The organism is Rhodococcus chondri (assembly GCF_036327435.1).
In the GTDB taxonomy this organism is placed as follows: domain Bacteria; phylum Actinomycetota; class Actinomycetes; order Mycobacteriales; family Mycobacteriaceae; genus Rhodococcus; species Rhodococcus chondri.
On record NZ_JAUZMZ010000023.1, the window covers coordinates 1 to 18,806 of the forward strand.

General features: G+C 66.3%; 18 protein-coding genes. 8 read left to right on the forward strand and 10 right to left on the reverse strand.

Annotated features, from left to right (window positions below; translation table 11 throughout):
- From Q8814_RS06295 to Q8814_RS06310, 4 genes are all read left to right on the forward strand, one after another.
- Positions 1-1,277: DUF6049 family protein (locus Q8814_RS06295; protein WP_330151164.1), on the forward strand; the 1,277-nt coding region annotated here is incomplete at its 5' end.
- Complete coding sequence (gene murJ / locus Q8814_RS06300; protein WP_330151165.1) at positions 1,274-5,080, forward strand: murein biosynthesis integral membrane protein MurJ; 3,807 nt, start codon at positions 1,274-1,276, stop codon at positions 5,078-5,080. The genes Q8814_RS06295 and murJ, both read left to right, overlap by 4 nt.
- Positions 5,081-5,131: 51 nt before the next feature.
- Positions 5,132-5,713: an RNA polymerase sigma factor SigM gene (sigM, locus tag Q8814_RS06305; protein WP_330151166.1), complete on the forward strand. Its 582-nt coding sequence runs from the start codon at positions 5,132-5,134 to the stop codon at positions 5,711-5,713.
- A 54-nt stretch (positions 5,714-5,767) separates the two neighbouring features.
- Positions 5,768-6,463: a hypothetical protein gene (locus tag Q8814_RS06310; protein WP_330151167.1), complete on the forward strand. Its 696-nt coding sequence runs from the start codon at positions 5,768-5,770 to the stop codon at positions 6,461-6,463.
- 21 nt (positions 6,464-6,484) lie between these two features.
- On the opposite strand, the gene Q8814_RS06315 is transcribed toward Q8814_RS06310, so the two are convergent.
- On the reverse strand, positions 6,485-7,042 hold the full coding sequence (locus Q8814_RS06315; protein ID WP_330151168.1) for a TetR family transcriptional regulator: 558 nt from the start codon (positions 7,040-7,042) through the stop codon (positions 6,485-6,487).
- 99 nt (positions 7,043-7,141) lie between these two features.
- Here Q8814_RS06315 and Q8814_RS06320 point away from each other — a divergent pair, with 99 nt between their 5' ends.
- From Q8814_RS06320 to Q8814_RS06335, 4 genes are all read left to right on the forward strand, one after another.
- Complete coding sequence (locus Q8814_RS06320) at positions 7,142-8,374, forward strand: NADH:flavin oxidoreductase (protein ID WP_330151169.1); 1,233 nt, start codon at positions 7,142-7,144, stop codon at positions 8,372-8,374.
- Positions 8,375-8,511: 137 nt separating this feature from the next.
- Positions 8,512-9,486 (forward strand): thioredoxin-disulfide reductase, encoded by a 975-nt coding sequence (trxB, locus tag Q8814_RS06325; RefSeq protein ID WP_330151198.1) that lies wholly within the window; start codon positions 8,512-8,514, stop codon positions 9,484-9,486.
- A gap of 57 nt (positions 9,487-9,543) precedes the next feature.
- Positions 9,544-9,879, forward strand: coding sequence for a thioredoxin (gene trxA / locus Q8814_RS06330; RefSeq protein WP_330151170.1), 336 nt, complete (start codon positions 9,544-9,546; stop codon positions 9,877-9,879).
- A gap of 127 nt (positions 9,880-10,006) precedes the next feature.
- A complete protein-coding gene (locus Q8814_RS06335; RefSeq protein ID WP_330151171.1) occupies positions 10,007-11,185 on the forward strand; it encodes an N-acetylmuramoyl-L-alanine amidase in 1,179 nt (392 codons plus the stop codon).
- A gap of 105 nt (positions 11,186-11,290) precedes the next feature.
- On the opposite strand, the gene Q8814_RS06340 is transcribed toward Q8814_RS06335, so the two are convergent.
- The 9 genes from Q8814_RS06340 to rpmH all read right to left on the reverse strand — a co-directional run bounded on the left by Q8814_RS06340 (position 11,291) and on the right by rpmH (position 18,257).
- Positions 11,291-11,986, reverse strand: a complete 696-nt coding sequence (locus Q8814_RS06340) for a GNAT family N-acetyltransferase (protein WP_330151172.1) — start codon at positions 11,984-11,986, stop codon at positions 11,291-11,293.
- Between the two features lie 56 nt (positions 11,987-12,042).
- On the reverse strand, positions 12,043-13,242 hold the full coding sequence (locus Q8814_RS06345) for a ParB/RepB/Spo0J family partition protein (RefSeq protein WP_330151173.1): 1,200 nt from the start codon (positions 13,240-13,242) through the stop codon (positions 12,043-12,045).
- Positions 13,239-14,228, reverse strand: a complete 990-nt coding sequence (locus tag Q8814_RS06350; RefSeq protein WP_330151174.1) for a ParA family protein — start codon at positions 14,226-14,228, stop codon at positions 13,239-13,241. The genes Q8814_RS06345 and Q8814_RS06350 overlap by 4 nt, the downstream gene beginning before the upstream one ends.
- A gap of 584 nt (positions 14,229-14,812) precedes the next feature.
- Positions 14,813-15,493: a 16S rRNA (guanine(527)-N(7))-methyltransferase RsmG gene (rsmG, locus tag Q8814_RS06355; RefSeq protein WP_330151175.1), complete on the reverse strand. Its 681-nt coding sequence runs from the start codon at positions 15,491-15,493 to the stop codon at positions 14,813-14,815.
- Positions 15,494-15,627: 134 nt separating this feature from the next.
- Positions 15,628-16,188: a Jag family protein gene (locus Q8814_RS06360; protein ID WP_330151176.1), complete on the reverse strand. Its 561-nt coding sequence runs from the start codon at positions 16,186-16,188 to the stop codon at positions 15,628-15,630.
- A 22-nt stretch (positions 16,189-16,210) separates the two neighbouring features.
- Positions 16,211-17,329 carry a membrane protein insertase YidC gene (gene yidC, locus Q8814_RS06365; RefSeq protein ID WP_330151177.1) on the reverse strand — a complete coding sequence of 373 codons (1,119 nt, stop codon included), beginning with the start codon at positions 17,327-17,329 and terminating at the stop codon, positions 16,211-16,213.
- A gap of 71 nt (positions 17,330-17,400) precedes the next feature.
- The gene (gene yidD / locus Q8814_RS06370) at positions 17,401-17,679 is read right to left on the reverse strand and encodes a membrane protein insertion efficiency factor YidD (protein WP_330151178.1); all 279 of its coding nucleotides are present in this window, start codon (positions 17,677-17,679) and stop codon (positions 17,401-17,403) included.
- Positions 17,676-18,092 carry a ribonuclease P protein component gene (gene rnpA, locus Q8814_RS06375; RefSeq protein WP_330151179.1) on the reverse strand — a complete coding sequence of 139 codons (417 nt, stop codon included), beginning with the start codon at positions 18,090-18,092 and terminating at the stop codon, positions 17,676-17,678. The genes yidD and rnpA overlap by 4 nt, the downstream gene beginning before the upstream one ends.
- Before the next feature lie 21 nt (positions 18,093-18,113).
- Positions 18,114-18,257, reverse strand: coding sequence for a 50S ribosomal protein L34 (gene rpmH / locus Q8814_RS06380; RefSeq protein ID WP_330151180.1), 144 nt, complete (start codon positions 18,255-18,257; stop codon positions 18,114-18,116).
- Positions 18,258-18,806: the final 549 nt, after the last annotated feature.

An 18,806-nucleotide genomic window follows, 5' to 3' on the forward strand; every position in this document is an offset into this window, starting at 1 on the left:
GAGCGACGGGTGGAGGTGACGGCGCGAGCGGAGCGACGGGTGGAGGTGACGGCGCGAGCGGAGCGACGGGTGGAGGTGACGGGGCGAGCGGAGCGACGGGTGGACCGGTCACCGTCCTCCTTGCCGACAATTCGGTGGAGCGCTCGACCGACGCGACATCGGTTCGGGTGTCCGGCGTCGACGGGCTGACCGCGGGACTGTTCGACAGTTCGGCCGCGGCTGCGCTCGCCGCAGTCGGCTCGAGCCCGCAGACCCCGTCGTTCGTCCCGGAGTCGGCCCGCTACGACCTGACCGAGGATTCGACGACCGCCCGGCTGCAGGATGCTCTGGGTGCGCTGGCCTGGCCCACGTTGAAGCCACCCTCCGAAGGCTCGACCCCGACAATGCTGCCGACGCCCGGTCGTACGGTGTTGTTCGCGCCGCCGCAGCTGTGGTCGGCTTCTCCCGACGACGCGTCGGCTGTGCTGTCCATGCTCTCGACGCTCATGGGATCCGGCCTGGCCACGCCACGTCCGTTCGAAGCTGTGATCTCGTCGGCCACCGGGGTCGCGGGGGCATCCGACGCTTCTGTCCTCTCGTACCCCGAGCAGGCGATCTCCGACGGTGCGGCCGCATCGGTGGTCACTCGTGCCGCCGAGCACGCACCCCGACTCGATGGCCTGCAGGCGGCGCTGGTGACCGATCCGCAAGCGCAGCTGACGCCGCAATTGTTCATGGCGCCGCTGCGGGAGGATCTGCTGCGGGCGATGAGCCTTGCGGGTCGGCGCGGACCGGATCTCGACGATGCCGCGAGCGCTGCCGACGAGCGCGCCGACGAGGTACATCAGGCGGTCGACAGAATGTACGCGGGCGTGACGGTGCTCTCACCGGGGGGTGTCTACACGCTGACCTCGGAGCAGAGTCCCTTACTCTTGGTCGCGCGCAACGATCTGCCCGTGGGCATCACCGTGCGGTTGCACGTGGACGCGCCCTCTGCGGTGGATATCACCGACATCGGGCCGACCCAGCTTCCGCCGCGCGGCAGCCGGACCCTGACGGTGCCCGCCCAGATCAGCGATTCGCGGAAGCTAGAACTCGAGTTCGCGCTCACGACGGAGTCCGGCCTGTCGCTCGGCACACCGACGAATGTGACGGTACGTTCCAATGCGTACGGCCAGATTCTCGCCATCGTGACGGGCTGTGCGGGGGCGCTTCTGCTGTTCTTGGCGGGCCGGCGACTGCTGCACCGGTTCCGCGGAGAGCCGGATCCAGCCGACGAAGGGTACGAACGACCATGACCGGGAATCCGACGCGAGACGATTACGTGGAGTCGCCGACGACTTCACCGGACGTCACCGGCGCCGGACGCCCGTCTCGCAAGCCTCCGAGTCTCCTGGCAGCGACCGGGTCGATCGCGGTGGCGACCCTGGTCAGTCGCATCACCGGGTTCCTCAAGCAGTTGCTGGTGCTCACGTTGCTCGGTGCGGGCGTGGCCAGCTCGTTCACGGTGGCCCATCAAATCCCGAACATGATTTCCGAACTGGTGCTCGGCGCAGTTCTCACCTCGATCGTGGTGCCGGTTCTGGTCCGCGCCGAACGCGAGGATCCCGACGGCGGCGAAGCGTTCGTCCGGCGCCTGTTCACGGCGGCGCTGGCTCTGCTGTTGGGCGCGACGGTGCTCGCCATCGCCGCTGCTCCGCTCCTGACCACGCACGTGTTCCTCGACGAGTCGGGCAAGGTGTCGACGTCGTTGACGACGGCATTGTCGTATCTGCTGCTCCCTGCCATCGTCTTCTACGGCCTGTCGGGACTGTTCACCGGCATTCTCAACACACGCCAGGTATTCAAACCCGGCGCGTGGGCACCTGTGCTCAACAACCTCGTGGTGCTCGTGGTCCTGGTCGCCTACTACCTGATGCCGGGGGAGATCACCCTCGATCCGGCGCGGATGAGCGATCCGAAGCTGTTGGTGCTCGGTCTCGGTGTGTTGCTCGGCGTGATCACCCAGGCCCTGTGCCTGATTCCGGCGCTGCGCCGCGAGGGCATCAATCTCAAACCGCTGTGGGGTCTCGACGACCGGTTGCGGCAGTTCGGCGGAATGGCCACGGCGATCGTGCTGTACGTGCTGATCAGCCAGGTAGGGATGGTCTTCGCGACCCGTGTGTCCTCGGGCGCCGACGAAGCGGGCCCCGCGATCTACAACAATGCGTGGCTGCTGCTGCAGCTGCCGTACGGCGTGCTCGGCGTGACGGTGCTGACCGCGATCATGCCGCGGCTGAGCCGTAATGCGGCCGACGGAGACACCCCGGCGGTCGTCGACGACCTGTCGGTGGCCACACGCCTGACGATGATCGCGCTCGTCCCGATCGTCACCTTCCTCACGATCGCGGGTCCTCATGTGGGCGCCGCGCTATACGGGTACGGCAATTTCGGGACAGGCAACGCCGAGCTCCTCGGCCAGGCCGTGAGCTGGTCCGCGTTCACCCTGATCCCGTACTCCCTCGTCCTCATCCACCTGCGCGTGTTCTACGCGCGCGAGCAGGCGTGGACGCCGACGTGGATCATCCTCGGCATCACCGCCGTCAAGATCGCGCTGTCGGCGCTGGCCCCCGTCGTTGCACGCAGCGACGAGCAGGTTGTCGTGCTGCTCGGCGTCGCGACCGGTCTCGCGTTCACGGTCGGCGCGTTCATCGGCGGGTTCCTGCTGCACCGCACGCTCGGTGACCTGCAGATGGCGAACGTCGGCCGCACGGTGTGGCACGTGGTGCTCGCATCGGTGGCGGGCGCCGCCGCCGTGCTCTTCGTGGATTGGGCGATGCAGCTCGACGCGCTCGCCGAGCGGTTCGGCGGACTCGGCTCGATGATCCGGGTCGCCATCACGGGCGTGGTCATGGTGCTCGTCGCGCTCGTTGCGATGTGGATGCTGAAGGTGCCCGAGATCCTCGCGATCGAGGCGGTGGTCCGGCGGAAGGTCGCGACCCTGCGCGGGCGCGGTGCCCCCGACGACGCTTCCGGTGTCGCGGTCGCGGACCCGTCCACAACCGCGGCCACCGAGCAGCCCCGGCCTCAGCAGTTCCCCCCGCCGCAGCGCTTCCCCCGGCGCGAGGCATATCCCGAATCGGACACCGAGAAGACCGTGATACTGCCGCGGATCGACTTCGGCGACTACGGGGTGGGGCCGTACGACGCGATCACAGAGGTTATGCCGGCGATTCGGGACACACCCGGAGGCGTCGATGCACAGCGACAACTCCCGTACCCTGGTCAACAGCAGATTCGGCCCGCGCGTAGAGGACCGCGATATTTCGCAGCCCAGGGCGATCCACGTCTCCGAACCAGGAGTGGACGAGTCGACGAAGAAGGAGTGAGGGTGAGCGACGACCACGCTGCCGGCAAGTCCACGATCGATACCTCGGACCGTGCGAAGTCCGCGCATCCCGAATCCGCTCCCGCGGCCCGGCCGCCCCGCGACCCTCACGTCGACACCGGCATCATCCCCATCGGCTCACCGCAACTTCCGCCGGTGAATGTCGCCGGATCGGCACCGCGCCGCACGATGCGCGGTCCCGATCTCATCGCCGGTGCATCTGTCGCGGGTGGCCGTTACCGGCTCCTGGCACCGCACGGCGGCGCGCGCGGGCTGCGCTTCTGGCAGGCCCTCGATGTCAAACTCGACCGCGAGGTCGCGTTGACGTTCGTCGATGCCGAGCAGCGCGCCGCGGAAGCCACCGGTCCCGATTCGCCGCAGGCCGTCCTGTCCCGCACGCTGCGGCTCGGCCGGATCAGCTCCCCGGGTCTGGCGCGCGTCCTCGACGTCGTGCGCGGCAGCTCCGGCGGCATCGTGGTGTCGGAATGGACACCGGGCCGCTCGCTGCGTGAAATGTCGGCCACCGAGCCGTCTCCGATCGGTGCGGCCCGAGCGATCCGTGCGCTCGCCTCCGCGGCGGAGGCTGCTCACCGTGGAGGCGGCGCGCTGTCGATCGACCATCCCGACCGGATCCGTATCAGTGTCGCCGGCGACGCGGTGCTCGCGTTCCCCGCGACGTTCTCCGATGCGGATGCGATGTCGGACGTGCACGGCCTCGGCGCGAGTCTCTACGGCCTGATGACCGGTCGTTGGCCGCTGGCCGAACTGCCCGCCCCCGGACACGACGACACCCGGCACGGCGGAACCATCGGCGGAATGCCTCCCGCCGATCGCGGTGGGAACGGTGAACCCGTCGAACCGCGGGCCATCCGGCCCGACGTGCCGTTCGAGATCTCTGCGGTGGCGGTGCGCGCACTTTCCACCGACGGCAGCATCCGGACCGCGGCGACGGTCCAGCACATTCTCGATCAGGCGTCGGTCGTCGACCAGAAGACCGAGATGATCCCGGCGCTGCGGCTCGGGCAGCGCGCGGCGACACCCGAAACGCATGCCCTCACCGATCCGGAGGCGCTGGCCGAGAAGAAGAAGCACTCGAACCGGATGCTCATGGCTCTGGTCGGTCTCGGCATCACGACGGTCGTGCTGCTCGCGTTGATCGGCTGGTGGATCACGAACCTGTTGGCGGGCAACGCCAACGACGCGCCGTTGACGAGCCAGGATTTCGGGCTCACGCCCACGGTGGAGGCACCGGCCGAGTCGGCCACCGCGGCCGAACCTGCCTCGTCGGCCGCGACGGGACCGGTGGCCGCGACGTCGGTGGCCGTCTTCTCGCCGCAGGGCACCCCCGACTCGCCGGCCACCGCACCGCTCGCGATCGACGGTGACCCGAGCACGGCGTGGAGCACCGACGCGTACTTCGAGCCGTTTCCGTCGTTGAAGAGCGGCGTGGGTCTGATGCTGACGTTGGAGAAGTCGGCCACGCCGGCGTCGGTCAAGGTCATTACCGACTCGCCGGGCACCGTCGTGGAGGTACGCAGCGCACCGTCGGCGGAGTCGTCCCTCGATCAGACCCAGGTGATCGGTTCCGGCACACTGGAATCCGGCGAGACCGAGATCTCCCTGGAGTCGGAGGGAAGCACGTCCCACGTGCTGCTCTGGATCACGGATCTGAGCACCAGCGGCGGCAGCAACAAGAGCACGATCTCCGAGATCACCTTCACCGCCGCCGATTGACGCGGAATCTCGTCGCCGGGCTTTCCCGGGCAAATCGGATAACATCCGCGCGTGCGAATTTTCGGGGGGATCGCAAAAATCGCCGTGTCCGACGCAGATTTGCTGTCGGCGCATGCGGCAGGGGACCGACACGCTTTCTCGACGTTGCTGTCTCGGCACTACGACCATCTCTGGCAGGTCGCGCGCCGCACCAGCTATTCACAGGAGGACGCGGCCGATGCGCTACAGGAGGCCTTGCTGTCGGTACACCGGATGGCGGGCACCTTTCGTGAGGATGCGGCAGTGCGCAGCTGGCTGCACACCATCGTCGTCAATGCGTGCCTGGATCGGATCCGGCGCAACAAGGTTCGTCCCACCGTGCCACTGTTCGACGACGACGTGGAAGATCCGCACCACCAGCACAGTCACCTCACCGACGTCGAGATCGCACTCGACATCGAATCGGCCCTCTTCGCGCTTCCACCGGATCAGCGAGCCGCCGTGGTGGCCGTCGATGTCGAGGGCTATCCGGTGCGGGAGGCGGCCCGGAGGCTCGGGGTGCCCGAAGGGACCGTCAAGAGCAGATGCGCGCGCGGACGCGGAAAACTCGCTGTCCTTCTCGCCGACCTTCGCGACGGAGGGAACCGAACGTGAACGGGCATCGTCTTACTGTGGAGAAGGCACCGCTGCCGCCGAGGAGGACCGCGCATGAACGAGGACGAGCTGTTACGTCCGCCGTACTCCGCCGACCTGCTCGCAGATCTGCACGCCGGCGCGCTGGACGACGATCTGGCGGACCGCCTGTGGCCGCGGGTGCGACGCGATCCGGACGCGATGGCCGTCATCGCCTCGCTCGACGCCGTGCAGTCACGGCTGAGGTCACTCGGTGACGCTGCTCCGACCACTCCGATACCTCCGGAGGTCGCGGCCCGGATCGACACGGCGCTGGCCGCCCAGGGAGAGCAACGTCAGCGTAGACGGCGACTGCTCACCGTCGCCGGAATCGGTGCCGCCGCGGCGCTCGCCGTGATCTTCACTCTCGTGTTGCGCGGTGTCGCGCAGGGCGATGAGGGGCCCGGCACGGTTCCGCTCGCCGCACCGACCTCGGAGTCGTCAGACGACGCGCTCGCTCCTCGAGCCGGCGGTGCTGCACGGTCTGGTCGGCACGACCGAACGCGGGCCGCTCACGGAGCCGAAGCGGTTGGAGGAATGCTTGACAGCCAACGGATTCGATTCCACCGAAGCGGTTCTCGGCTCTCGATCGATCCGCTTCGCGGAGCGGGACGCAGTGATCCTGCTGCTGCCCGGGCCGCAACCTCCGCAGCTGACGGCACTCGTGGTCGGGAGCGGCTGCGGCGCAGAAGGTCCCGAGACCTTGCATCGGGAAACGATCGGGTGACGTAACGGACTGCGTCGAAACGGGTTTCATCCCCCCGCGACCGGGAGCAGCAACTCCAGGACACGCGCGCGCAGTCCCGGGGTGTCGTCCTCGGCGGCGATGAGCCCCGCGAACAGCGCCGAGCCGGCCGCCATCACCAGCACAGCGCGGGCATCCAACTCGGCGGCAGCGTCCGCGCCGTCCGTAAACAGCGCGGTGCTCGGGCCGCTGAAGGTGCGCCACAAGGTGTTCCGGAGATCCTCATGGTCGCGCATAGCGGCAAGCAGGCCCGGAAGGGCGGCACGCACCTCGGGTCGTCCGAACAACTCGATACTGCCGGTGACCACCCATTCGATCCACCCGCGACGGTCGATGCCGTCGTAGGGCTCGAGGTCGGGAGCCGCACCGAGGAGGGCGGTGAGGACGAGATGCGCCTTGGTGGGCCAGCGCCGCGTGAGGGCGGCCCGTCCGACACCGGCGCGGGCCGCGATTCCGCGCATGCTCAGTCCGTCCCAGCCGACCTCGACGAGCATCTCGCGCGTCACGGCGAGTACATCGGCGTCGATACGAGGATCGCGGGGACGGCCGGGTGAATTATCGGACATACAGTTCGTATCTTTTCGGCGAGGATCGTGGCGCACGGATGTGACGAGGGTTATAGTCAGGCGAATAGTTACGATACCATTGGCATCGAAAGTAGAGGCATGACCAAGCCGAGACCCACCGTGTTCGAGCCCGCCCGACTGGGCCCGCTCACCCTCCGCAACCGCATCGTCAAGGCCGCCACCTTCGAAGGCGTCATGCCTCGCGGCGCAGTCACCGACAAGCTCATCGAATTCCATGCCGAGGTCGCGCGCGGCGGCGCCGCATTGACCACCGTCGCCTACTGCTCGGTGTCGCCCAGCGGACGTGTCCACCGCGACACGCTCGTCCTCGATCGTGACGCCGTACCCGGACTACGCCGCCTCACCGACGCCGTACACGCCGAAGGCGCACTCGCATCGGCACAGATCGGCCACGCCGGCCTCGTCGCGAACCAGATCTCCAACGGCATGCGGACCCTCGCACCCTCGACTCGGATCAGCGCACCTGCAATGGGTCTCGTGCACGGGGCGAGCCTCGCGCAACTCGACTCGGTGGTCAGGGACTATACGAACGCCGCGCGCAACGCGGTGGAGGCCGGCTTCGACGCTCTCGAAATCCACCTGGGCCACAACTACCTGCTCAGCTCGTTCTTCAGTCCCAACCTCAACAGGAGAAAGGACCGTTACGGCGGCAGTATCGAGCGCCGGACCGCGTTCCCGCGACGGGTCCTCGAAGCGGTCAGGGAAGCAGTCGGCGACAAGGTGGCCGTCATCGCGAAGTTCAACATGACCGACGGCGTGCCACAAGGTCTGTGGCTCCACGAATCCGTACCGATGGCCAAGCTCATCGAAGCCGACGGATGCATCGACGCCATGCAACTCACCGGTGGCAGCTCACTCCTCAACGGCATGTACTTCTTCCGCGGCGATGTCCCGATGAAGGAGTTCCAGGCATCCCAGCCGAGGGTGGTCGGCTGGGGTCTGAAGGTCTACGGGCCCAGGATCTTTCCGAAGTTGCCGTTCGAAGAGGCATTCTTCCTCCCGATGGCGCGCCAGTTCCGTTCCGAATTGGCGCTCCCGCTGATCCTTCTCGGCGGCATCAACCGCCTCGACACCATCGAACGTGCCCTCGGCGAAGGGTTCGAATTCGCCGCGATGGGACGGGCACTGCTGCGCGATCCCGACCTCGTCAACAAGTTCGCCCAGCACCGTGCGGACGAGGGCCTGTGCATCCACTGCAACAAGTGCATGCCCACCATCTACACGGGCACCCGGTGCGTGATCCGCGAGTCGATGCGCGACCACTCGCATACCGACCTTCCCGACCCCGCGATATCACCGACTGTGGCGTGAGACACAGCGCTGTGGTGTGACCCACGGCTCTGGGGGAACAACACCGTTTACCCTGGTGTTGAACGTTTACGTCTGCCGAGCCGGCTCGACCGGCAAGCGACATCCCCATGACCTCACAGACGACCTGGAAGGCCCGCATGACGACCTCGCCCACGATTCACGACCTCATCATCGTCGGTTCGGGACCCGCCGGCTACACCGCGGCGATCTACGCGGCGCGCGCGGAGCTCACGCCCCTCGTGTTCGAGGGCACCCAGTTCGGTGGTGAGCTCATGACCACCACCGAGGTCGAGAACTATCCCGGATTCAAGGACGGCATCATGGGTCCCGAACTCATGGACCAGATGCGCGAGCAGGCTCTCCGCTTCGGTGCCGACATCCGCACCGAGGACGTCGAGGAAATGGACGTCACCGGACCGGTCAAGACCGTCGTCGCGAACGGCGAGACGTACCGCAGCCACGCCGTCATCCTCGCGATGGGTGCCGAACCCCGTTACCTCGGTGTGCCGGGGGAGGAGAAGCTCCTCGGACGCGGCGTCTCGGCCTGTGCCACGTGTGACGGCTTCTTCTTCCGCGACCAGGACATCGCCGTTGTCGGTGGCGGTGACTCCGCGATGGAAGAGGCCACGTTCCTCACCCGCTTCGCGCGCAGCGTCACGCTCATCCACCGACGCGAAGAGTTCCGCGCGTCGAAGATCATGCTCGAGCGGGCCCGGGCCAACGAGAAGATTCGCTTCCTCACCAACGCTCGGGTCGCCGAGGTCCAGGGCGAGAACTCCGTCACGAACCTCGTCGTCGAGGACACCGTCACCGGCGACCGCAGCGACCTCGCCGTCACCGGCCTGTTCGTCGCTGTCGGCCACGATCCGCGCAGTGCTCTCGTCTCCGGTCAGATCGAACTCGACGAGGAGGGCTACGTGAAGGTGGAGTCCCCGACGACGGCCACCTCCGCCCCCGGAGTGTTCGCAGCCGGCGACCTCGTCGACCACACCTACCGTCAGGCCATCACCGCCGCCGGAACGGGCTGTTCGGCGTCGATCGACGCCGAACGGTGGCTCGTTGCGAACCGTGAGGTCACCGAGCCCACGGTCGGCAGCGCAGCGCACGCCTGACCGATCACCGGTCGTCGCAGCACACTTTCCTTCATCCCTCAACAGCAGGAGACCACCGTGGCAGAGAAGAATTCCAACACGATCACCATCACCGACTCCACATTCGTCGAGGACGTCCTCCAGGCCGACAAGCCGGTCCTGGTCGACTTCTGGGCCACGTGGTGCGGCCCCTGCAAGATGGTTGCGCCCGTCCTCGAGGAGATCGCGGGTGAGCACGGCGAGAAGCTGACCGTCGCCAAGCTCGACATCGACGCCAACCCGTCGTCGGCTCGCGACTACCAGGTGATGTCCATCCCCACGATGATCCTGTTCTCCGGCGGCAAGCCCGTGAAGACGATCGTCGGCGCCAAGGGCAAGGCGGCGTTGCTGCGAGACCTCGCAGACGTCCTGTAGTACCGTCCTGCAGATCGACTCGCAGATGCGCCCGTGAGCCCCGGCTCCGGGCGCATCTGAGATAATTCGTTGATGTTGCCCTGCTGCGTGCCGGGCACAATCCGGTCAGCACGGAAAGGCCCGAGACATGCGCCCTCTTCGTCACGGCGACCACGGCCCGGCAGTCGCCGAGATACGAAGCACTCTGGCAGGTTTGGGTTTCCTCCATAGCGACACCGGCCCCACCGGGGAATGGGTGGGTTCGGACGTCATGTTCGATCGCGAACTCGACGGCGCTGTGCGAGCCTTCCAACAGCAGCGCGGACTACTCGTCGACGGGGTCGTCGGTCCCGCCACATATCGGTCGCTGAAGGAAGCTTCGTACCGCCTCGGCGCCCGCACCCTCATCTATCAGCTGTCGGCGCCGCTGTACGGCGACGACGTCGCGGCCCTGCAGACCCGCCTCCAGGATCTCGGGTTCTACGTCGACCGCATCGACGGCTACTTCGGCTCGCGCACCCACGAGGGGCTCTGTTCCTTCCAGCGTGAGATCGGGCTGGCTTCCGACGGCATCTGCGGCGCCGAAACTCTTCGCGCACTCGATCTGCTGGGCACTCGGGTGTCCGGCGGTTCGCCGCACGCGATCAGCGAGGAAGAAATCGTGCGTCGCTCCGGGCCTCAGCTCAGTGGCAAACGCATCGTCATCGACCCGGGGCTCGGCGGCAGACACCACGGCATCATCGTCCCGAATCCACACGGGGCCATCTCCGAAGCCGACATCCTGTGGGATCTCTCCCGGAGGCTCGAAGGCCGGATGGCGGCGACGGGGATGGAAACGTTCCTCTCGCGTCCGTACCACGCGAACCCGACGGACGTGGAGCGGGCCGGAACTTCCAATGCCTTCGGCGCGGACCTGATGATCTCGCTGCGCTGCGACACCAGTGCGAATCCGTTCGCGAGTGGCATCGCAAGCTTCCACTACGGTAACTCTCACGGATCCGAATCGATGATCGGTCAGGTCCTCAGCGGCTACATCCAGCGGGAGATCGTGGCCCGCACGTCACTGCAGGATTGCCGGAGCCACGGCCGGACGTGGGATCTGCTGCGGTTGACGAATATGCCGACGGTGCAGATCGACCTCGGTTACCTCACCAACGACCACGATTCGTCGCTCCTCGCCGACCCGCGGTCGCGCGACACGATCGCCGAGGCCATCCTCATCTCCGTCAAGCGGCTGTATCTGCTGGGTCAGGATGATCAGCCGACCGGCACGTACACGTTCGCGGAGCTTCTGGCAGAAGAGCTGTCCATCACCGAGACGCGCTGAGCCGCGCTCACCGAATCGTTCCGCACACGGTCACCGGGATCTCGATCCCGGTGACCGTTGTCGTTGCGGCACTCGGTGGTGGGCGAGAGCCGCGGCGGGTGAGAACTACGGCACGCCGACCGTGGAGCGCCCGGCGAAATCCTCGATCGTGAACGACGCGGACTCGATCAAGCGATCCAGGGCCGCCTCGACCTCTTCCTTCCAGCCGTGGTCCCGGTTGAGTTCGAGACGCAGCCGCGGGAAGCGCGGGTGGGGGGCCACCACGTCGAACCCCATGTCCTCGAGGAAATCGGCGGGAAGCATGCACTCGGACGGAGAGCAGGCGAGAGCCGCCGTCGCGGTCGGTACCTGACCGGTGGATGATTCGGGCTCACCGCCGGCGCGGAAACCGAATGCCTCCAATGCGCGCACGTTGCGACGCACCAGGTCGTCGACGACCGCGCGGATGAGATCGGACCCGAGGGCGGTGTCCGCGGCCAACGGTTCGATCCGCATCGTCGTCAGCAGAATCGCATCGGCGCTGACCGGCGACGTGGGGAACAGCCGGGCACGCGGCACCATGTTGGGCGGGGCATAGAACGCGCATCCCGCGGTCTTGTCGTCGATGGTCGCGACCTGCGCACACGACCCCCACTCGAGCATGACCATGGACAGCCACGCTTCCTTCTCGAATTCTGCGTCGACGAATCCGCGCGCGTCGTCGACGGCGGCGGGTTCCATTTCCCAGAACACGCAGCGCCGCGCATGCGCCGGCAACTGCTCGATACCGCTCAAGGTGAGGGGCGTGACTCGAGTAGACACGGGATACCTTCGCCTCCACGTCTTTCTCTAGACTGTTGTCCTGCTCCGACGCGGAGTCAAGAAGGGTCCGACTGCTCCATCGTTACGGCACCGACGCCGCCTTGGGACTGCATCATCGTCACGATGCGCTCCAGGTCGTCGACCGACCCGAATTCCACGACGATCTTTCCCTTGCGCTTGCCCAGGCTGACGGTGACACGGGTATCGAAGGAGTTGGACAACCGCTCCGCGACATCCTGTAGTCCGGGCATCTGAATGGGCTTCCGGCGCGGCGCGGTCGGGGTGCCCGGCGTCTGCTCGCGGTTGGCAAGCACCACCGCTTCCTCCGTGGCCCGCACGGACATGCCCTCGGCGACGATGCGCGCAGCGAGCACCTCCTGGGCATCGGCTCCCGCTTCGAGCGACAGCAGCGCCCGAGCGTGGCCGGCCGACAGCACCCCGGCAGCGACGCGACGCTGGACGGGGATGGGCAGCTTGAGCAACCGGATCATGTTGGTGATGACGGGACGCGACCGCCCGAGCCGCGTTGCGAGTTCTTCGTGGGTGACCACGAACTCCTCGAGCAACTGCTGGTACGCCGCGGCTTCTTCGAGGGGGTTGAGCTGCACCCGGTGGATGTTCTCGAGCAGCGCGTCGCGCAGCATCGACTGGTCGTCGGTGTCGCGGACGATCGCCGAGATCGTGTCCAGCTCCGCCTGTTGCGCGGCTCGCCATCGCCGCTCGCCCATGATGAGCTGGAAACGCTCCTCGTCGGCGCGCCGCACGACGATGGGCTGCATCAATCCGAATTCGCGGATCGAGTGCACCAGTTCGGCGAGCGCTTCGTCGTCGAACACCTGGCGCGGTTGTTTGGGATTGCGGTCGATCCGGTCGATGGGGATCTCGAGGTACACCGCCCCGGTGGGGGAGGGGAGGGGTTCGGGCGCCGAACCGCTGCCGCTGTCGTCGCCGGGGTCGTCCGTCCGCTTCACCGATGGCGACTTGCCGTCGCCGATGATGAGGTCTGCCGCAGCCGACCCGAGCCCGGACGGCGAGATCGACATTCCCGACGACGCACCCGTCTTACGAGCCGGTGCCGATTTCGCGAGTGTCGATTGGGCCGGGGCGGTCTTGTCCGGAGCGGGGGGAGCCTGCGTCGGGGCCGATTGGACGGGGGCTGCGGGAGCCGCAGTCTGGGTGGGAGCGTCCAGGGGAGGTCCGGTCGGAATGAGCGCCGCCAAACCTCGTCCGAGCCCACCTTTACGTGTCGCGCTCATGAGTTCCCCTGATTCTCGTGTAACCCTCGTGCCGCCAGCTCCCGCCCGGCGTCCAGGTAGCTCATCGCGCCGCGCGATCCTGGATCGTAGTCGAGAACCGTCATTCCGTACCCGGGAGCTTCGGAGACTTTGACGCTGCGGGGAATGATGGAACGGAGCACGGCAGCACCGAAATGCGCCCGCACTTCCGCCGCGACCTGATCGGCCAACTTGGTGCGCCCGTCGTACATGGTGAGGAGAACGGTCGATACGTGTAGCTCACGGTTGAGATGCGACTGCACGAGTTCGATGTTGCGGAGAAGCTGACCCACACCCTCGAGCGCGTAGTACTCGCACTGGATCGGGATCAGCACTTCCTTCGCCGCAACGAGGGCGTTGACCGTGAGCAGGCCGAGCGACGGCGGGCAGTCGATGATGATGTAGTCGTATTCACGATCGCCCAGCGCCTCGACGGTGAGCGCGTTCCGGAGGCGGTTCTCGCGCGCCACCATCGACACCAGCTCGATCTCGGCGCCGGCCAGGTCGATGGTCGCGGGAATGCAGAACAGGCGGTCGCTGTGGGGGCTCTGTTGCACCGCGTCGGACGCCCGCACCTCGCCGAGAAGAATCTCGTAGCTGGACGGCACCCCGGAGTGGTGCGGCACGCCCAGCGCGGTGCTCGCATTTCCCTGTGGGTCCAGGTCGACGACCAGGACGGTCAGTCCCTGCACCGCGAGTGCCGCGGCGAGGTTGACGGCGGTCGTGGTCTTACCCACACCGCCCTTCTGGTTCGCGACGGTGAACACGCGGCGTTCACGGGGCTTCGGTAGCGAGTTCTCCGCGCTGGGGTGAAGAACCTGCGAGGCGCGGTGCGCCGCTGCCCCGATCGGGGTGTCGATGCCGATCGGGTCGTCGATTTCGGAGAGGCCGTCGAAAGGTACGGGAGAGAACTCGTCGTCCATCGGCTCGGTTTCACGTGAAACAGCGGATTCAGATCCACCCGACATAGAACGCTCCTTCAAAGTAGATCCGCTCGGTTCGCACGCTACATCCTCTTCACACCCGGCATGCGATGCACACGGCAACCGCATGGAGACGGACTCGAAGTGATGAGATAGGGGGCGCAGGGCGGGATGCCCACGCGTCCCGCACATCCACCCCTCGATGTGGACCAGTATCCCATCCGCATTCTAGGTGGACGACACGACACCGCGTGCGTGTGTTTCACGTGAAACACGAACCGACACTGTTTCACGTGAAACAGGACCGCGTAGTTCCGAACAGGCAAGCTTCCTCTGCCGGGAAGTCAAGACCGGACGAAAATCCCCGGCACACAAACGATTCCAGATTATCCAGCCCGGACTTGTTTGCGGAGAATGAAATTCGGCATCTGCTATGCATTGTTCCGGTATTCGTCACAGTGACGAAACGACCGTAGGTGTTTGCACGTGGCCCGAGCGCCTTGCCGGCGGTCGGTTTTCGGCACATCTCGAGAGAAAACCTCGAGCTCGAGGCGCTCGAGCTCGAGCGGGCAAGAGAAAACCCCTCACTTCCCCGACGGGGGAGGGGAGGGGCGTTTCACGTGAAACTACTAACGCTTCTTCTTCCGCCGCGAGGGCCTGCTCATGCGCTCGCATTTGACGACGATCGTCGGAACCTCGAGCAGGTCAACTCCGCACTCGAGGACCTCGAGGTTGCCGGCACCGAGCCGGGTGAGCTCCTCCCGGTCGCGTTCGATCTCTTCGGCCGCGGACGAGCCCTTCAGCGCCAGCATCCGTCCTCCCTCGTGAACGAGAGGCAGCGACCACTTGGCGAGCTTCGCGAGCGGAGCCACCGCGCGTGAAGTGACGACGTCCGCACCGCCGGCTTCCTGCAGCACACCCGGCTGTTCGGCACGTCCACGCACCACAAGAACATTTTCGAGACCGTGCGATTCGATGAACTCGGCCAGATACACGGTGCGACGCAACAACGGCTCGACGAGGGTCACCTGCAGATCGGGACGCGCAATCGCGAGGGGGATACCGGGCAGACCCGCCCCACTCCCGACGTCCACGACGGTTTCGCCCTCGTCGATCAGCTCACCGATCACCGCGCAGTTGAGAATGTGCCTGTCCCACAACCGGGGAACTTCCCGCGGCCCGATCAATCCACGTTCGACCCCGTCGGTGGAAAGTGAGCGGTGATAGTGCTCGGCGATCTCGAAGCGCTCGCCGAATACCTTGTGTGCGCACTCGAGTAGAGCAGCGTCGTCTTGTTCCACGTGAAACATCCTCTCCCGCGGACGGTGTCCCGGCAAACATGAACGGTGTCCCGACCTTGGGACCTACCGATACCCCAACCGCTGAAACCGGAAGAGGGACCCCGCATCGTGCGGGGTCCCTCCTATGACTGCACCGGCCGCGATCAGTCCTTGACGATCACAACGCGACGATGAGGCTCGGCGCCTTCGCTTTCGCTCGACACACCATCGATCTGAGCGACCGCGTCGTGCACGATCTTGCGTTCGAACGGTGTCATCGGCGCGAGTTCCTCGCGCTCCCCGGAGGCGAGAACCCGCTTGGCGGCAGACGCACCCAGCTCGGACAGCTCGGCGCGCTTACCGGCACGCCAGCCGGCGACATCGAGCATCAGCTTGCTGCGCTCACCCGTCGCCTGCTGCACCGCAAGCCGCGTCAGCTCCTGCAGCGCGTCGAGTACCTCACCGTTGCGTCCCACGAGCTTCGACAGATCCTTGCCACCGTCGATGCTCACGACGGCCCGATCGCCCTCGACGTCCAGATCGATGTCGCCATCGAAGTCGAGCACATCGAGCAGCTGCTCGAGATAATCGCCGGCGATCTCACCCTCTTCGATCAGGTAATCGTCGTCGTCGGCAGCAAGGTCGGTGTCGAGTTCAGGATCGCGTGCCTGAGTCTCGGTGGTCACCTCGAGGTTCTCCTGTGCCTTGTCCAGGTCACTGGCCATGATCAGCTCTCTTCTACTTCGGTCAGCGCCGCTTGCGCTTGGAGTTCTTGGGCCGGCTACCCGGCCGGGGTGTGCTGGATCGAGGCTCCGTGGGGGACGCTGTCGTGCCGTCGCCCTTCTCGATCGGGGTCGACGCGTCCGCCTCGGTGTCCTTCCGCAGCGACACCTCGCCGGCCTCGTCCTCGGACTGCGGAGTATCCGCGGCATCGGCCGCAGCGACACCCTTCTTCTTCGCCTTGGTGGGGCGGGCACCCGGCTTGGGCGCATTCTCGTTGCGGCGTGCCAGCGCAGCGGCGTGCTTCTCCTCTTCTTCCTTGTCGATCCGACGGAAGACGAGGTGCTGCTGTGCGTAGGTCCACACGTTGTTGCTCACCCAGTACAGGAGGATGGCGATCGGGAGGAACGGGCCACCGACGAGAACACCCAGCGGGAACACATACAGGGCCAGCTTGTTCATGATCGCGGCCTGCGGGTTCGCGGCTGCCGCTGCGCTCTGCCGGGCCACAGATGCGCGGGAGTTGAAGTGCGTCGCGATGCCGGCCACGATCATCAACGGAACCGCGACAGCGGCGATTTCCCAGCGCGTCGGGATTTCCCCGAACGGCGCGAAGGCTTCCAGCGACGCGACCGGCTGGGTGATCCAGGCAGAGATAGGGGCGCCGAACAGGCGGGCGCTGAGGAAGGATTCAACGTCGGCCGCGCTGAAGGCGTAGTTGCCGAGCTGTGCGTTCTCTTCCGGGGTCAGACCGAGTTGACCCACGCCGGTGCCGGTCCGGTTGAACGAGCGCAGCACGTGGAACAGGCCGATGAAGACCGGAACCTGCAGGAGGACCGGCAGGCAGCCCATCAGGGGGTTGAAGCCGTGCTCCTTCTGGAGCTTCTGCATCTCGAGGGCTTGCCGCTGACGGTCCTTGGAGTACTTCTTCTGCAGGGCCTTGATCTGCGGCTGCAGCTCCTGCATCTGCCGGGTCGTGCGCACCTGCTTGACGAACGGCTTGTACAGGATGGCGCGAAGAGTGAAGACGAGGAACACCACGGACAGCGCCCACGTCCAGCCGCTGTCGGGTGCCAACACGTACGAGAAGGCTTTGTGCCAGAACCACAGGATCCAGGACACGGGATAGTAGATGAAGTCGAGCACGGCTCTATGTACTCCTCTGGTCGTCCATCATCGCCACGCAGCGGCGTTGGTCTCGGGTCTGCGCACGCCGGTCAGGTACCCGCCGCGTGGGACGACCGATGTCGACGCTCGGGCACCGGATCCCACCCGCCAGGGTGCCAAGGTGCACATTTGAGCAGTCTCACGATCGACAGTACCGAGCCGGTCACCACACCACGGGTACGAATCGCCTCGACGGCGTATTCGCTGCAGGTTGGAGTGAAACGGCACGTCGGCATCCGGGTCGGGGACACATACGTGCGATAGAGCTCGATGCAGAAGATCAACGCACGCGCGGGTGCGGAGCGGATCGACGCCCAGGCCGAACTCATGCGTCGTTCCCCGCCTCGGCGAGTTTCCCGCGCTCGGGAACGCCACTTGTGCCGACCTCGAGAAGACCGAGGCGCTCGAGCCCGGAACGCACCTGCTTGCCGAGCTCACGCGAGTCGGCGGTCGCGGCACCCGGGAGGGCGCGCAACACCACATCGGTATTCGGGGGAATCGCCTCGACGAGGCCGGCGCAGATATGACGAAGCCGGCGAGCGACTCGATGTCGAATCACCGCCGGCCCGACAGCCTTACTGACGACAAGCCCGAAACGCGGGCCGCCGTAACTCACCACCAACTCGGACTGATCCCGCTCGAGCGCATGAACGACGAGATCTCGCCGTCCCTGCCGACGTCCGCGACGGACAGTATCGGAAAAGTCCGTGCGGCGCCGTAGTCGATACGGCTCAGGTAACACCCCGAGCTTCCGTTTCTGGGATCAGGCGGTGACTTCGGCGCGGCCCTTACGGCGGCGCGCCGATACGATCGCGCGACCCGCACGGGTACGCATCCGGAGACGGAAGCCGTGAACGCGCGCGCGGCGTCGGTTGTTCGGCTGGAACGTCCGCTTGCCCTTGGCCACGGTCAACACTCCTCGAAATACTGTGACGCCGGGAGGCGCCATCGGTCTGATGTACGGAATTCGCATGATTCGCGCTGCGCTGAACAACTGAAGCAGCACGAATCCGCCACTACTGTACGAGTGACTGTTCGAGGTTACTCGGTGGCAGACGCGAAATCAAACCGCGACAACTGTGCCTGCGCAACCCGACACGCCGATGAATTCGCCGGATCTCATGCCCCGCAGGGGATGTGACAGCGGTCACTCTCGAGGTACGCTCCCTGCCATGGCTCTGTCGGCGAACCGCGTTCTTCCCGGCCGCAACTTCCAGCCGAAACACGCCCACCGACGATGTGCACGCCCGCCCGTCGTGCGTGCATTTCGCTGACACACGCTCCCCGGGCCGGGAGTCACAACCGCATCGTATGTAACACTGGGTTCGCAGGAACGGCCGCCGAGCACGGTGTCGATACACAACCTGCGCCTCCCATCCACACCTTTGACCTGGTGATTCACCCGGTTGTCCACACCTGTGGATAATTGTGTGGAAATCCGGTCGACCCTGTGGGA